The following is a 14,132-nucleotide window of genomic DNA, read 5'->3' as shown; positions in this document are numbered from 1 at the left end:
TGGAGGGGAACGAACGACCCGCCCCAAGCTTTGTTGATCCCGCAGGCCACCGGGGAGTGGCCGAAGCAGAGGATCACCCATGGTACACGCATCGGCAATTTTCGATTCTCACGCAGAAGCAGAGCGCGCAGTTTCCGAGCTCCGCACCCTGGGCGTGCAGGACACCGACCTTTCGATCATCGCCCATCATGGCGGCACCACCACGGCGACGTCCGGCGAAGGTGAAATCACCGACGAGCATCACCGCAACGTGCTGCGCGGCATCCTGGGCGGCGGCGCACTGGGCGCTGGATTGGGCGTCGCAGCGCTCGCCATCCCGGGCGTCGGGCCGTTGGCTGCTGCTGGCGCCATCGCGGCGTCGGCACTGCCCGAAGCAATGGCGATCGGCGCGGGCATCGGCGCACTGACCGGCACGTTCAACGAAGTGCTGACGAAGCACGGCGTGAGCCATGAAGATGCGGACTATTATGGCGGCCGCATGAAGGACGGCGGCGTGGTCGTGACGGTGCAGGGCGCCGGCATCGACGGCGAGCGCGCTCGCGAAGTGCTGTACCGCAACGGCGGCCACAACTCGACCCAGGCACGCGCAACCGCGTACTAAGACTGACAAGGCCGGGGCGGCAAGCCCCGGCCTGTCGATTGTTCCGGACCGCCGCTCAGCGTCCCGTGTCGCTCCAGTGCGGTGGGTCCGAGAGCAGCTTGATCACGCCGTAGCTGGCACCCACCGCGTGCAATTCGCGGTTGGCGTCGCCCGAGCGCGGCGTGGTGATGCTGTGGCGAGCGCCCGTTTTGTCACGGATGCGCAGGGTGCCGGCCCAGGTGATCGTCATATCAATAGCGCGACCCTCGATATGCAGCGAGGCCAGTGAGGGCTCGTAGGCGATGTCGAACAGGTCGACCATCTCCTGTGCCGCCGCGCGGGAGCGGGCGGCGGTAGCGTGGCGCCACGCGATCGCAACGCCCGGGATGGCCGGGGCCGCCTCGGCAGCGAGGTCACCCCGCGCGATGCGCCAACTGACCGACATCAGCTGCGCGCGGCGGGCGTCGCGCCGCGTCGAGGATATGGCGGTCCGTGCGCCCGCTTCCTTGAGCGCCGCGAGGAACGCATCCACCTTTGCACGGAATGCCGGAGCCAGATCGGCAAGGCGCTGTTGGGGTATTTGCCCTGATGGGCGCGCCACCATGCAGCGCCGCTGCGCAACGCTGGGGGCGGGGACCAGCTCGACAGCGCGTCCCAGGTGCGGCCGTCCGGATCGATGCGTCCGTCGGGACGCGCGCTTTGCAGCACCCGGCGTTGGAACGCCGCGATCGCCGCCAAGGTGCGCGCGCCCGCATCGCCATCGGCCTGCAGTATCGCTTCGCCGTGCGTCTTGAGCCAATCGTTCAGCAGATGCTGGACGACCAGGACATCGGCCAGTTCGTTGACGCCGTCCCTCCCGACCGATGCGCCGATCGCCATAGCCTGCTCTCCTTGTGATTCGTGGCGAAGCTAGGCCGGCAAATCCACAAGGCAAGCCGGCGGTCAGCCGTTCGGGCGCAGCGTCCGTGCGATCGCATTGCCCAGGCTGGCGAACGTGTAGGGCTTCTGGATAACGGTCGCGCCTTCATGCTCATCGGGCAGGCGGAGCTGCTCGCCATAGCCTGTGGCGAAGATATAGGGCGTGCCACGGTCGCGCAGCATCTGGGCGATCGGCAGGCTGGTCTCCGAACCCAGATTGACGTCGAGCACCGCCAGCTCGAAGGCGTCCGCCTCCAGCTCGCGCCGGGCCTGGGCTAGCGTGGCGGCGGTCACGACGCGGGTGGCGCCCAGACGAGTGAGGATGTCCTCTGCGTCCATGGCGATGATCAGGCTGTCTTCGACCAACAACACCACGCCCGCAATCGGCTTCACCCCCGGCGCGACTTCTCCGGAGGCGACGAGGGCCATGGCCGCGCTGGAGGTGGACGTGGAGGCGCGGCTCGGCTCCTCGCGCGAGATGTGGCCTGCCGGGATGCAGAAATCAGCTTCCAGCCCGGTCAGCACGTAGCGCACATCCGCGGTGCCGCCCAGATCATAGGGGATCGAGCGCTGGATGATGGTGGTGCCGAAGCCCTGGCGCTTGGGCGGCTTCACCGCCGGCCCGCCGCGTTCGCGCCAGCTGATGCGCAGATCGCCATCGTCGGTGATGCGCCAGGTCACCTGCACGGTGCCATTGTCCGACAGTGCGCCATATTTGGCGGAATTGGTCATCAGCTCGTGAAAGACCAACGCCAAGGTGGAGAAGGCATTGGGATCGAGCAGCACCGGCACGCCTTCGCAGGACAGGCGCTGGCTCTTGCTGGCGAGAAAGGCGGCGGCTTCGGTTGCGATCAGCTGGCCGAGCGGGGCGGCGCTCCAATTATCCTGGGTGATCTGGTCGTGCGCGCGCGCCAGGCTTTCGATGCGGCCTTCGAGCAGGGCGATGGTGTTGCGGGTGTCGGCTTCGGGGTCGAGCGACTGGCGAACCAGGCCGCGGATGAGGCTGAGGATGTTGCGGACGCGGTGATTGAGCTCCGCGATCAGCAGTTCCTGCCGCTCGGACGAGCGCTTGCGCTCTTCCTGCGCTTCGTCCGACAGGCGCAGCACGATCTCGATCAGCGAAACACGCAGCATTTCGGCAACGCGGACTTCCACGGCGGTGAACGGCTCGGAGCGGCCGCGCACCTCCTGGCTCCAAAGCGCGAAGCTTTGGCGGGGCGTGAGGCGCGCGCCGTTGGGGCCGAGCTGCGCGGGCTTGTGCGGATCGCCTGCCCAGCGAACTGTGCGGACCCGCTCCTGGCGAAACAGCATCACATAATCGCGCGGGCTGCGCGAAATGGGAATGGCGAGCACCCCGGCCGCAACATCCTGATAGTCGGCCGCGGAGGACAGCGTGTCGACGAGATGGTCGGTGGCGAAGATGCGGCCCGCTGCCATCGCGTTGAGGCGGCGCACCAGAGCCGGCAGCGCGCCGGGCGGCGGCGTGAGGCCGGTGTGCGAGCATTTGCCGTTGATCCAGATGGCAATGCCGTCGCACGGCACCGTCTCGCGCAGCATCGCGGCGAGCCATTCGGGATTGTCGAGCAGCGTAGCGTCGCCCGCGACCGCTGCGAGCAGGCGGTCGCTGCTGGCGCGGGCCGCAGTCTCGAACTTGGCGAGGTCGCGGCGTTCGCGGCTTTCAAGTTTGAGCGCGAACATCTGGCCGAACAGCTCGGCGATCGAGCGGCGCTCAAAGGCCGGGCGGCGATGGCTGTAATGGTGGCAGGCGAACAGGCCCCAGAGCTTGCCCTCGACGATGATCGAGATGGACAAGGAGGCGCCCACCCCCATGTTCTTGAGATACTCGATGTGGATCGGCGACACCGAGCGAAGCACCGAAAGCGACAGATCGATCGGTGCGCCGGTTTCGTCCAGGCGCGGCAGGATCGGCACCGGCGTGGCATTGACGTCGGCGATGATCCGGAAGGGCGTGCGAATGTAAAGCTGCCGCGCCTGCTTGGGAATGTCCGACGCCGGATAGCGCAGGTCCAGAAAGCTGCCGATGCCCGCACGCGCGGCTTCGGCGACGACGACGCCCGCGCCGTCGGGCTCGAAGCGATAGACCATGACGCGGTCGAAGCCGGTCAGCGCGCGGACCTGGCGTGCGCCTTCGCGGTAGAAAGCGGACGTGTCCGGCGTATCGTCGAGCCGGGCCATCATCGCGCGGATCGCCGATCCGGCGTCGGTGCTGCTTTCCTCGTTGGTCGGTTCGCCTTCGACAATGATGGTGTCGCCGACCATCTGCAGTGCGAAGTCGAAGCGGCGTTTATCGGCGAGCTTTACCGCGAATAGCCGCTCCACCGCATCCGGGCCGCGCAGCATGGCGAGCCGGTTGCGGATCATGTGGACGGCGTGCTCGCCGAACAGGTCGATGGCCGGCATGCCGAGCAGATCCTCGGCGGCGGTGCCGAAGAAGTCGCCGATATTGGCCGACGCGCGGCGCACCATCCAGTCGGTGGAAAGCGCCAGCAGAAACCCAAATGGCTGAATTGCGCCGAGTTCGTGGATCGGCTCGCGGTCACAATTTGTGAGGTCGACTTCGAATTCGGGTTCCTGATCCGCCACTCTCAGTCCTTGACTTGCACCCAACGCACCGCCGAACGCTCAAAGGCTGCAAAGGCGAGATGCGCGGCAGCAAGGGCGGACTGCAATCGAGCAGGCTCGTACAGGATCGCGTCTATGCGATCCAGCAGATTGCGCCATTTTTCAGCCGGTTGATCTGGAGCAAGGTAGGCGCGCGGGAAGCTCAGGGGCAATTGCCGGGCGAGGAACTTGCCGCCAAGCCGCGACCCTTCGAGCACATACAGAGCGCCTGCGGCTGCCTCGAGCGTGTCGAGCCGCCATGCTTCGGGTGCGGCGGGCGGCGCGTGCCGCCCGGCGTCGCGCAAGAAGGCGAGGTCCTCGCCGATCAATCCGCCGCGCTTGCGCATGGGCCAGTCCGGCGTGACCTGCTCCGCACCGGCTGCATCCAGCGCGGCTTCGAGCGGCAATAGCACCTCGGCATGCGCGCGGAGGAACGCGGCATACTCGTTCCGCTGCGTCAGGTCGAAAGCGGCAAAGGCCCCGTCGACGCGCTCGTGCGCTTCGCGGGTGTTGTCGCGTAGCGCCTTGTGGCTGGGGTTCACCCGAACACGCGTTCGAAGATCGTGTCGACCTGTGCGAAGTGATAGCCCAGGTCGAACTTGTCCTCAAGTTCCTCCGCCGACAGTGCGGCGGTGACTTCGGGATCGGCCTTGAGCAGTTCGAGCAGCGAGAGTTCGCCGTCGCTCTCCCACACCTTCATCGCGTTGCGCTGGACGAGGCGATAGCTGTCCTCGCGGCTTACGCCGGCCTGGGTGAGGGCGAGCAGCACGCGCTGCGAGTGGACGAGGCCGCCCATGCGGTCCAGATTCTTCTGCATGCGCGCCGGATAGACGAGCAGCTTGTCCATCACGCCGTTCAAGCGCGCGAGGGCGAAGTCGAGGGTGATCGTCGCGTCGGGACCGATATAGCGCTCGACCGAGGAGTGGCTGATGTCGCGCTCATGCCACAGCGCGACATTCTCCATCGCGGGGACGGTGGCGCTGCGCACCATGCGGGCGAGGCCGGTCAGGTTCTCGGTCAGCACAGGATTGCGCTTGTGCGGCATCGCCGACGAGCCCTTCTGGCCGGGCGAGAAATACTCCTCGGCCTCGAGCACTTCGGTGCGCTGCAAGTGACGGACTTCGGTCGCGAGCCGCTCGATGGAGGAGGCGATGACGCCCAAGGTGGCGAAGAACATCGCGTGGCGGTCGCGCGGGATCACCTGGGTCGAGACCGGCTCGATGGAGAGGCCGAGCTTATTCGCGACATGCGCTTCGACGCGCGGATCGATATTGGCGAAGGTGCCGACCGCGCCCGAGATGGCGCACGTGGCGATGTCGGCACGCGCGGCGACCAGGCGCTCGCGGTTGCGCTTGAACTCGGCATAGGCCTGGGCGAGCTTGAGGCCGAACGTGACCGGCTCGGCATGGATGCCGTGGCTGCGCCCGATGGTCGGGGTAAGCTTGTGCTCGATCGCGCGGCGCTTGAGTGTTTCGAGCAGCTGGTCGAGATCGGCGAGCAGGATGTCGCTGGCACGGGCGAGCTGGACCGACAGGCAGGTGTCGAGCACGTCCGAGCTGGTCATGCCCTGGTGCATGAAGCGGGCTTCGTCGCCGACCTGCTCGGCGACCCAGGTGAGGAAGGCGATGACGTCATGCTTGGTGACGGCTTCGATCGCGTCGATAGCCGCAACGTCGATGGTCGGATTGGTCGCCCACCAGTCCCACAGCGCCTTGGCCGCCGATTTGGGCACCACGCCCAGTTCGCCCAGCGCCTCGGTCGCATGCGCCTCGATCTCGAACCAGATGGCGAAGCGTGCTTCGGGGGACCAGATCGCCGTCATCTCGGCGCGGGCATAACGGGGGACCATGGCTTTCCTCTTGGCTCGGGCGTCGGGCGCACCGCTCGACGGAATGGATCGGCGGGCCTCTAGCAGGGAGGGGAAGGGGCCGCAAACCGGGCGGCGGAACCCGGCGCGACGCGGTGCATTCCTTCCTTTGCAGGTATCTCCGGCAGCGCCTGACGCGGTGCGGAGTGCAAAAGAGGAGAGCAGATGATGCTGAAGGCATTGCTCCTATCCGGATCGCTGACGCTGGCGTTTCCCGCAGCGGCGCAGCAGACGCCAACCCCGCAGACCGCGCATCCGGAAACCCAGCCGCAAACGCCGCCACAGCCCAGCCAGCCCCAGGCAGACCCGGCGGCGATGACCGACGATGCGCCTCCCGGAGATCCAGCCGAGGCCGCGCGAGTGCCTACGCCAAGCCCCACGCCGCCGCCCGCGACCGAGGCTGCGCAGCCGACGCCCGGGCCCTTGCCGGCTGCCACGCCGGCGCCGGGGACGACGCGCAAGAAGGACAGGAACCGCCCGAAGGAGTGACGTGCCTGCGGGCAGGTAAGGCAGCTGTGTTCCCGGCGGAAGCCGGGGCCAGTTGCGGGCGGATCGGGGGGCAGGACGCCCTACCGGACATCCCGAAGCTGGGCCCCGGCCTTCGCCGGGGAACTGTGGAGGGTTGCATGGCAGCTGCCCGGAGGACGCCGGAGGGCTACGGAGTCAGATCAGCCCCTTGGCGCGCAGGCTGGTATGGCCTTCCGCACCGATGATGACATGATCGTGGACGACGATGTTCAGCCGCTTGCCCGCTTCCGCCACCGCCCGGGTGATCTCGATATCGGCGCGGGAGGGGGAGGGATCTCCGGACGGGTGGTTGTGCACCAGGATGATCGCAGCCGAGCCCGGGTCGATCGCGCGGCGGATGACTTCGCGGACGTAGACCGGGGCTTCGTCGATTGAGCCCTCGTTCATCAGCTCGTCGCGGATCAGCATGTTCTTGGAATTGAGGTGCAGGACCCGGACGCGCTCGATCGTGTGGTGCGCCATGTCGGCGCGCAGATAATCGAGCAACGCCTGCCAGTTGGCGAGCACCGGGCGTTCCGCCACTTGCGCGCGCAGCAGCCGCAAAGCGGCGGCTTGGGGAACCTTGATGGCGGCGGTGCTGATCTCGCCCATCCCCGGAAAGCGAGCGATCGCCTCCGCATCCGCGGTGAACAGGCCGGCGATGCCGCCGAACTCGAGCAGCAGCGCCTTGGCGAGCGGCTTGGTATCGCGCCGTGGGATGGCGAGTGCTAAAAGATACTCGACCAGCTCGTGGTCGAGCAGCGCGTCCGGGCCGCCTTCGAATAAACGCTTTCGAAGGCGGCCGCGGTGACCACTGTTGTCCGGCGGGCTAGTGTCACCCTCTAAGGGAGTGGTGCTGTCATCCCGCGGATCTTCGGCCACCATCCGGCTCCTGCTGCGCGCTAGGGGATTAGGAGTTCGACACCATGACCGCAGTGATGCGGTCGGCCTGGTCCGTCGGCAGCTTTGCCAAGGCCTTGCTCAGCGTAACACCGGTCTTGCACTTCTCGGCCTCGGTCAGGCCGGTGCCGCCCCTCAGGAACGCGCTCATCTGCTGTTCGGACAGGCCCTGTGCTTTCATCTGCGCAACCAACGCCTGGGCATCCTTCTGCTGGGGCGCGTCGGTAGGCCGCTTGGCGGGCGTCTTCTGCCCCGCGGCGATCGCGCGGAACTGCACCGCACCGAACTCTGCCAGCGCCTTCTGTCCGGCCGGTGAGGGTTGGTCGGTAGGGGACAGCGTGGCGAAGGTGAAGCGCGCACACATGCTCTGCGATTCCTGGGCAAGCTGATCGATCAATGCCGCCTGGCTCTTGCGGAAGGCTGCCAATTCGGTCGAGGGTGCCTGGGCAAGGTCGCGAAGGTGGCTGCTGCGGAAGGCGGCCAGGCGCTGGAAACCAAGTTGGGTCAGCATCTGGTTGCTCGCGCCCGCGCGGTGCTGCGTCGCCATCTCCGTTTTCAGCGCGGCGTAGTCGGCGGGGAAATACTGTTGCATCGCCTGGAACATCGGGCCGACAGTGGCATCGTTCTGCACCGCCTGCTCGAACTCCGCTTCGACCGCGCCGGGTCGATTGTTGAAGGCGTACATTCCGAACTTCGCGGCAAAGAGGCCGATAAAGACACTGATGAAAATCAGGACGATATTGCGAACCGGCCGCTTCTTGGACGAGACTGCCACTTTGATTCCTTGTTGTTACGGTCGCGGCCCAATTAGGAGGAGGGTGATGGATCTGTGAAGATACCATCCCCCTCATGACGGCGCTTTGTTAATCCTGCGAGGTCTCGCTTTGGATAAACCCAGGCGATAGGGTCAGGCGTTCGCGACTTTTTCGGGCGTCGCCGCGGATGAACGAGGCCTTACCGAATTGTTGCAAAGGTTGACTCGCCGGAGAGCCCTTCCTAAAGCGCCCTTGCCTTGGCGGGCTCGCCCTCGGCACATCGCGCCTGGCCTCCGGAAACGGTATAAAGGAGAGGCGAGATGGCAGAGGAAGAGCCCGGGCTTAAACCCCTTCAGGAGGATGCACGCATCACGTCGCTCGATGAGCGGCTCAAGCGGGCGAAATCGGAAGAGGCGGTCAGAAACGGCGCACCGACAGGCGAGGCAGATGCCAATTATCGCCTGGGCAATCGGGTGCTGGCCGAACTGATCGGCGGCATGATCGGCGGGGCAGTGATCGGCTATACGCTCGATTGGCTGCTCGGCACGACACCCTGGCTCCTGTTGACGCTGCTGTTCCTCGGAATAGCCAGTGCTTTCAGGAACATCATACGGATTTCGAATCAGCGCTCGAAGTGAGAACCTTCGGGCGCTTTGGCTAACTGGGCTTGAGGGTAAACGAGCGTGGCGGCAGGCGGCGGAAAGATCGATCCAATGCACCAGTTCGAGGTGCAGACCATCTGGGACGGCTTCAACCTGGCCGGTCACCAGATCGCCTTCACGAACTCGGCATTGTGGATGTGCGTGGCGGCCGTGGCGCTGTGGGTATTCATGCTGGGCGGCATGAAGCGCGCGATCGTGCCGGGCCGCTGGCAGATGATGGTGGAGACCTTCACCAACTTCATCGACAATCTGCTCAAGGCGAATATCGGCAAGGAAGGGCGCAAGTTCACGCCCTACGTGTTCTCGCTGTTCATGTTCATCCTGTTCGCCAACGTGCTCGGCCTGCTGCCGTTCGGCATTGTCGGCGTGCACCCCTTCACCGTCACCAGCCACTTCACCGTCACCGGCGTGCTGGCGATCCTGAGCTTTGCGATCGTGCTGGTCGTCGGCTTCGCGAAGCATGGCTTCCGCTTCTTTTCGCTGTTCGCGCCCAAGGGGACGCCGATCCCCGTGCTGCTGCTCGTGGCCCCGATCGAGTTCGTCTCGTTCATGGTGCGCCCGTTCAGCCTGGCGCTGCGGTTGTTCGTGGCGATGACCGCGGGGCACATCCTGCTAAAGGTGCTGGCCGGCTTCATCATCAACGCGGGCAACACCAGCGCAGGGCTGGGCATCCTGGTCGGCGTGCCGAGCTTCGCGCTGATGGCCGGTGTGTCGGCGCTCGAAATGCTGGTGGCAGGCGTGCAGGCCTATGTCTTCGCGCTGCTCACTTCGCTCTACATCAACGATGCCGTGCACCTGCACGACCATCATTGATCCGCTTTTCCTGACCAACTTCGAATTTTCTAGGGAGTATCTCAAATGGACGCAGACTCGATCAAGCTCCTCGGCGCCGGCCTTGCAGCAATCGGCGCCGGCCTGGCCGCGCTGGGCGTGGGCAACGTCTTCTCGGCATATCTCCAGGGCGCGCTGCGCAACCCGGGTGCCGCTGCCAGCCAGCAGGGCAACATGTTCATCGGCTTCGCGGCTGCCGAGCTTCTCGGCCTGCTCGCGTTCGTCGTTGCAGTGCTGCTGATCTTCGTCGCCTAACGGTTCCGGGCCGGCCTTAAGCGCCGGCCCGTTTTCGGCATGGGATTGCAATGCCTCAGATAGAACAGATCGCCGATACCTACGCGTCCCAGATCTTCTGGACGTTGCTGGCGTTCGGCTTCGTCTTCTTCGTGGTGGGCCTGGGCATGTTGCCCCGGGTGCTTTCCACCGTCGACCAGCGCGACCAGGCCGTGACAAGCGACCTGGCGGAGGCGGAAGCCGCACGCACGGCTGCCGACACGGCGGAAGCGCAGTGGCGGACACGCGAGAACGCGGCACGCGAAGCGGCGACCGCGCGCGTTGCGGAAGCACGTGCGCAGGGTGCTGCGGCTGCGGAAGCACGGCTCAAGGCGGCTGGTGCCGCCCAGGATGCGGAGATCGCCGCGGCCGAAGCCCGCATCGCCAGCGCAACCGTTGCCGCTAATGCGGAAATCGAGGCAGTGGCCGCCGACGCCGCGCGCGACATCGTCGCACGCCTGTCGGGCGCCGAAGTTTCGGCCATCGAGGCCGAGCATGCAGTGAAGGCGGTGCTCCATGGCTGAGGCACAGGATGGCGGCGTCGCTGCCGACAATAACCTGACCGCCGCGCGTCACGGCGAGGGCATGCCGCTGCGTGACACCGGCGAGCATGCACTCTCGACCGAAGAGGGCGGCATCGGCCCGACCGGTACGCACCATCCCGATCCGTCGGTGTTCGGCCTGGATGCGACCGTCTGGGTATCTATCGCCATGGCGGTGTTCCTGGCCGTGCTGGTGTTCAAGCGCGTGCCGGCTGCGATCGCCCGCGGGCTGGACGGCCAGATCGCGGCGATCCGATCGCGCCTGGACGAGGCCAAGCAGCTTCGCGCCGAGGCCGAAGCGCTGCGTGACGAATATGCGCGCAAGATCGCAGCGATCGAGACCGAGGCACAGGCGATGATCGCCCATGCCGACGAGGAGGCCAAGGCCGTGCTCGCCAAGGCCGAGGCGGATGCAATCGAGCTGACTGCCCGCCGCGCCAAGATGGCCGAGGACAAGATCGCTGCGGCCGAACGCGCCGCCGTGGACGCGATCCGCGCCAAGGCTGCCGACGCCGCGACTCAGGCGGCTGCCGCGATCATCGCGCAGAAGCACGACGCTGCGGCTGACCGCCCGCTGGTCGACCGGACGATTTCGGGGCTTGGCCGGCTCAACTGAGTTCGACTGTCCCGCAAGGTTCAGATGCCGCTCTCCGGGATGCTGGAGGGCGGCATTTTTCATGACGAGGCCGGGAAGCGCGGCTAAGGCAGTCGCATGGCCCCGAACTCCCGCTATCGCTGGCTCCAGATCGCCGGCATCGTCACGCTCGTGCTGGCAGCGGCCGTGCTCGTCCTGGCGCTGCGCCATCAGGCGAAGGAAAAGCGGGAGCGCGAGGATATCGGCCTGCGCGCGCAGGAGATGATGAACCAGATCGAGGCCGAGGCGCAGCGCATGGAGAAAGCGGCGGCGCAGAAGTAGCGCGGAGGCCCACGACTCCCTAGATCGGCTGGCAATGTCGGACCCGAATTCCCCCAATCGATTCAACGAGGAAACCGCGACCTATACGGTTCGCGGTGCCGAGACGCCCGACCTGGAAGCGGGGGTCGCGGCGATCCGCAACGTGTTGCAGACGCTGCCGATTCGCCCGGGCGTGTACCGCATGCAGGATGCGCGCGGCGACGTGCTGTATGTCGGCAAGGCGCGGGCGCTGAAGAACCGCGTCACCAACTATACCCAGGTCACCCGCCTGTCGAAGCGGCTTCAGCGGATGGTGGCGCAGACCCGGTCGATGACGATCGTCACCACCAACAACGAGGCAGAGGCGCTGCTGCTCGAGGCGCAGCTGATCAAACGCTATCGCCCGCCGTACAACGTGCTGCTGCGCGACGATAAGTCGTTCCCGTTCATCCTGCTGCGCCACGATCACGACTTCGCCCGCGTCCAGCTCCATCGCGGCGCGCGGCGCTACAAGGGCGATTATTTCGGGCCGTTCGCCGGGGCGGGGCAGGTGCGCCAGACGCTCAACGCGCTGCAAAAGCTGTTCCTGCTGCGATCGTGCACCGACAGCTTCTTCGCGACGCGCGACCGGCCGTGCCTGCTCTACCAGATCCGCCGCTGCTCGGCGCCGTGCGTGGGGCGGATCGACACCGAAGGCTATGCGGAGCTGGTGTCGGACGCGCGCAATTTCCTGCAGGGCAAGAAGACGCAGGTCCAGGCCAAGCTGGGCGAGCAGATGCAAGCCGCCGCGGAAGGGCTCGACTTCGAGCTGGCGGCGATTCTGCGCGACCGGCTCAAGGCGCTGACCTTTATCCAGGGCAGCCAGGCGATCAACGCGGAAGGGGTCGGCGACGTCGACATCTTTGCGCTTGCCTGCAAGTCGGGCACGATGGGCATCCAGGCGTTCTTCATCCGCGGCGGGCAGAATTGGGGGCATCGCAGCTTCTTCCCCGCGCACACCAACGAAGTCCCCGAAGACGAAGTGCTCACCCAGTTCCTCATGCAATTCTATGAGGAAGTGCCGCCACCCAAGACGATCTTCGTCGACCGCAATCTGGAAGAGGCCAAGCTGCTGTCGGAAGCACTGGCCGAGCGATCGGGGCACAAGGTCGCGATCGGCGTGCCGCAGCGCGGGCCGCGCCGGCGCCTGCTCGAACAGGCGCAGCGCAATGCAGTCGAGGCGCTCGACCGGCGTCTGGCGGAGAGCACCACGCAGGCCAAGCTGCTGTCCGAAGTGGCCGACCTGTTCGAATTGCCCGAGCCGCCCAACCGCATCGAGGTCTATGACAACAGCCACATCCAGGGCACCAATGCGCTGGGGGCGATGGTCGTGGCGGGGCCGGAGGGCTTCCGCAAGAACCAGTATCGCAAGTTCAACATCAAGCGTCCCGAGACGATCGCCGGCGACGATTACGGGATGATGCGCGAGGTGTTCGGCCGCCGCTTCGCGCGCGCGCAGGCTGAGGATCCGGACCGGACTCAGGGCGACTGGCCCGATCTGGTGCTGATCGATGGCGGTCGCGGGCAGTTGAACGCGGTCAAGGGCGTGCTCGAAGATCTGGGCATCGAGGATGTGTGTCTGGTCGGCGTGGCCAAGGGTCCGCATCATGGCCGGGACGGGCGCGAAGTGTTCCACCTGATGGATGGGCGCGAACTGACGCTGCCGGTCAACTCGCCGGTGCTGTTCTACCTCCAGCGGCTGCGCGACGAGGTTCACCGCTTCGCCATCGGCGCGCATCGCGACAAGCGCGCCAAGGCGATCGGCGCCTCGCCGCTCGACGAGGTGCCGGGCATCGGCCCGGCGCGCAAAAAGGCGCTGCTGATGCATTTCGGCACCGGCCGCGCGGTGCGCAATGCGAGCCTGGAGGATCTGCAAAAGGCGCCGGGGGTTTCGGCGGGTGTCGCGCAACAGGTCTACGACTTCTACCACGCACGGTGATGGGTCCGGCCGGCCGTTCATTGACTTTTCGCACTTTGGCGCCATGTTGGCTGCATCAGGAGTTCGAATGATGCGGTACGAAGGCGTTCGCGACTAAATCCTTGAGCGGTTCGCTCAAATCCCTGCCAGGGATCGTCCTGCGCTGTGCGGCATAGCCGGTGATGGGCTGGCAGTTTTATATCACCCCCGCGGTCGCGGTGGTGTCCGCACTGGTGGCGTTGCGCGCTCTATTCAGCGCGCGGGAGCTTGCCCGCAAGAAGTCGACCATCGACTTGATCGAGAAGACCGAGTCTACCCCGAATTACCGCGACCTAAACGCCGCCTTTTCCGAGGTGCGCCGCAGCGGCGCGGGTTTTGCCGGGCTCCTGGACGATCCGCCATCCGATACCCGGCGCCGGCAGATCAACGACTACCTCAATCATTACGAGCTGATCGCGCTAGGCATTCGCCGCGGCGTGCTGGACGAGAGCTTCTATCGCGCCTGGATGGGCAAGTCATTCGTCCGCGACTGGAACGAAGCGGCGCCCTGGATCGAGCAGGAGCGCTGGCGCAAACAGCCCGACGGCAGTTGGAAATACCATCCCAGCGTGTTCGAGCATTATGAACGCATGGCGTGCCGTTGGTCCCGCGAGGCAATCCGCCTGCGCGACCGCCCGCGCGTGCCCCCAGCCGAGGCCCAGCCGATCACCGCGGGCGACGACCCGCTGCCGGCATTGAGGCGGGGAGACCCCGGGGCCCCTTGAACCCTTCAGGCAAGGCGGACAGTTAACCCGTTACGCAATCTTCACTGCGCGTCCTTACA

The 14,132-nt window shown here is 66.2% G+C and carries 17 protein-coding genes; 10 read left to right on the top strand and 7 right to left on the bottom strand.

The annotated features are described in order from the left end of the window. Positions 1-79: 79 nt before the first annotated feature. Positions 80-601, top strand: a complete 522-nt coding sequence (locus tag FHT02_RS06825; protein WP_184085849.1) for a hypothetical protein — start codon at positions 80-82, stop codon at positions 599-601. Between the two features lie 55 nt (positions 602-656). Here FHT02_RS06825 and FHT02_RS06820 read toward each other — a convergent pair whose 3' ends face one another. The 5 genes from FHT02_RS06820 to purB all read right to left on the bottom strand — a co-directional run bounded on the left by FHT02_RS06820 (position 657) and on the right by purB (position 5,969). Further along, on the bottom strand, positions 657-1,112 hold the full coding sequence (locus FHT02_RS06820) for a hypothetical protein (RefSeq protein WP_184085847.1): 456 nt from the start codon (positions 1,110-1,112) through the stop codon (positions 657-659). Next, the gene (locus FHT02_RS06815) at positions 1,025-1,459 is read right to left on the bottom strand and encodes a peptidoglycan-binding domain-containing protein (RefSeq protein WP_184085845.1); all 435 of its coding nucleotides are present in this window, start codon (positions 1,457-1,459) and stop codon (positions 1,025-1,027) included. The genes FHT02_RS06820 and FHT02_RS06815 overlap by 88 nt, the downstream gene beginning before the upstream one ends. 63 nt (positions 1,460-1,522) lie before the next feature. Continuing rightward, the gene (locus FHT02_RS06810; protein WP_184085843.1) at positions 1,523-4,102 is read right to left on the bottom strand and encodes an HWE histidine kinase domain-containing protein; all 2,580 of its coding nucleotides are present in this window, start codon (positions 4,100-4,102) and stop codon (positions 1,523-1,525) included. 2 nt (positions 4,103-4,104) lie between these two features. After that, entirely contained in the window at positions 4,105-4,662 is a 558-nt protein-coding gene (locus FHT02_RS06805) for a biliverdin-producing heme oxygenase (protein ID WP_184085841.1), read from the bottom strand. Then, a complete protein-coding gene (gene purB / locus FHT02_RS06800) occupies positions 4,659-5,969 on the bottom strand; it encodes an adenylosuccinate lyase (protein ID WP_184085839.1) in 1,311 nt (436 codons plus the stop codon). The genes FHT02_RS06805 and purB overlap by 4 nt, the downstream gene beginning before the upstream one ends. Positions 5,970-6,155: 186 nt before the next feature. Between purB and FHT02_RS06795 the strand changes: the two genes are divergently transcribed. After that, the gene (locus FHT02_RS06795) at positions 6,156-6,476 is read left to right on the top strand and encodes a hypothetical protein (RefSeq protein ID WP_184085837.1); all 321 of its coding nucleotides are present in this window, start codon (positions 6,156-6,158) and stop codon (positions 6,474-6,476) included. A gap of 174 nt (positions 6,477-6,650) precedes the next feature. On the opposite strand, the gene radC is transcribed toward FHT02_RS06795, so the two are convergent. Then, on the bottom strand, positions 6,651-7,376 hold the full coding sequence (gene radC, locus FHT02_RS06790) for a RadC family protein (RefSeq protein ID WP_343056853.1): 726 nt from the start codon (positions 7,374-7,376) through the stop codon (positions 6,651-6,653). 28 nt (positions 7,377-7,404) lie between these two features. Continuing rightward, positions 7,405-8,169, bottom strand: a complete 765-nt coding sequence (locus tag FHT02_RS06785; protein ID WP_184085834.1) for a hypothetical protein — start codon at positions 8,167-8,169, stop codon at positions 7,405-7,407. A gap of 300 nt (positions 8,170-8,469) precedes the next feature. Here FHT02_RS06785 and FHT02_RS06780 point away from each other — a divergent pair, with 300 nt between their 5' ends. The 8 genes from FHT02_RS06780 (at position 8,470) to FHT02_RS06745 (ending at position 14,073) form a co-directional block, all read left to right on the top strand. Further along, positions 8,470-8,787 (top strand): AtpZ/AtpI family protein, encoded by a 318-nt coding sequence (locus FHT02_RS06780; protein ID WP_184085832.1) that lies wholly within the window; start codon positions 8,470-8,472, stop codon positions 8,785-8,787. Between the two features lie 45 nt (positions 8,788-8,832). After that, positions 8,833-9,624, top strand: a complete 792-nt coding sequence (locus FHT02_RS06775) for a F0F1 ATP synthase subunit A (RefSeq protein WP_484592914.1) — start codon at positions 8,833-8,835, stop codon at positions 9,622-9,624. A 45-nt stretch (positions 9,625-9,669) separates the two neighbouring features. Then, positions 9,670-9,897 (top strand): F0F1 ATP synthase subunit C, encoded by a 228-nt coding sequence (locus tag FHT02_RS06770; RefSeq protein ID WP_033922931.1) that lies wholly within the window; start codon positions 9,670-9,672, stop codon positions 9,895-9,897. 50 nt (positions 9,898-9,947) lie between these two features. Next, positions 9,948-10,439, top strand: coding sequence for a F0F1 ATP synthase subunit B family protein (locus FHT02_RS06765; protein WP_184085828.1), 492 nt, complete (start codon positions 9,948-9,950; stop codon positions 10,437-10,439). Next, positions 10,432-11,073: a F0F1 ATP synthase subunit B family protein gene (locus FHT02_RS06760; RefSeq protein WP_246352232.1), complete on the top strand. Its 642-nt coding sequence runs from the start codon at positions 10,432-10,434 to the stop codon at positions 11,071-11,073. Before FHT02_RS06765 ends, FHT02_RS06760 begins: the two co-directional genes overlap by 8 nt. Positions 11,074-11,169: 96 nt before the next feature. Further along, complete coding sequence (locus FHT02_RS06755; protein WP_184085826.1) at positions 11,170-11,373, top strand: hypothetical protein; 204 nt, start codon at positions 11,170-11,172, stop codon at positions 11,371-11,373. 34 nt (positions 11,374-11,407) lie between these two features. Continuing rightward, positions 11,408-13,330 carry an excinuclease ABC subunit UvrC gene (uvrC, locus tag FHT02_RS06750; RefSeq protein WP_184085824.1) on the top strand — a complete coding sequence of 641 codons (1,923 nt, stop codon included), beginning with the start codon at positions 11,408-11,410 and terminating at the stop codon, positions 13,328-13,330. A gap of 161 nt (positions 13,331-13,491) precedes the next feature. Then, a complete protein-coding gene (locus FHT02_RS06745) occupies positions 13,492-14,073 on the top strand; it encodes a DUF4760 domain-containing protein (protein WP_184085822.1) in 582 nt (193 codons plus the stop codon). Positions 14,074-14,132 lie beyond the last annotated feature (59 nt).

The organism is Sphingomonas xinjiangensis (assembly GCF_014199255.1).
Lineage (GTDB): Bacteria > Pseudomonadota > Alphaproteobacteria > Sphingomonadales > Sphingomonadaceae > Sphingomonas > Sphingomonas xinjiangensis.
This window is presented reverse-complemented; position numbering and strand designations above follow the sequence as displayed.

Bases quoted from the DNA above. Each gene is read 5' to 3' on its own strand.
- FHT02_RS06825 (WP_184085849.1), top strand. From the start codon at position 80: ATGGTACACGCATCGGCAATTTTCGATTCTCACGCAGAAGCAGAGCGC.
- FHT02_RS06815 (WP_184085845.1), bottom strand. From the start codon at position 1,459: ATGGCGATCGGCGCATCGGTCGGGAGGGACGGCGTCAACGAACTGGCC.
- purB (WP_184085839.1), bottom strand. From the start codon at position 5,969: ATGGTCCCCCGTTATGCCCGCGCCGAGATGACGGCGATCTGGTCCCCC.
- FHT02_RS06795 (WP_184085837.1), top strand. From the start codon at position 6,156: ATGCTGAAGGCATTGCTCCTATCCGGATCGCTGACGCTGGCGTTTCCC.
- FHT02_RS06780 (WP_184085832.1), top strand. From the start codon at position 8,470: ATGGCAGAGGAAGAGCCCGGGCTTAAACCCCTTCAGGAGGATGCACGC.
- FHT02_RS06770 (WP_033922931.1), top strand. From the start codon at position 9,670: ATGGACGCAGACTCGATCAAGCTCCTCGGCGCCGGCCTTGCAGCAATC.
- FHT02_RS06765 (WP_184085828.1), top strand. From the start codon at position 9,948: ATGCCTCAGATAGAACAGATCGCCGATACCTACGCGTCCCAGATCTTC.
- FHT02_RS06760 (WP_246352232.1), top strand. From the start codon at position 10,432: ATGGCTGAGGCACAGGATGGCGGCGTCGCTGCCGACAATAACCTGACC.
- FHT02_RS06755 (WP_184085826.1), top strand. From the start codon at position 11,170: ATGGCCCCGAACTCCCGCTATCGCTGGCTCCAGATCGCCGGCATCGTC.
- uvrC (WP_184085824.1), top strand. From the start codon at position 11,408: ATGTCGGACCCGAATTCCCCCAATCGATTCAACGAGGAAACCGCGACC.
- FHT02_RS06745 (WP_184085822.1), top strand. From the start codon at position 13,492: ATGGGCTGGCAGTTTTATATCACCCCCGCGGTCGCGGTGGTGTCCGCA.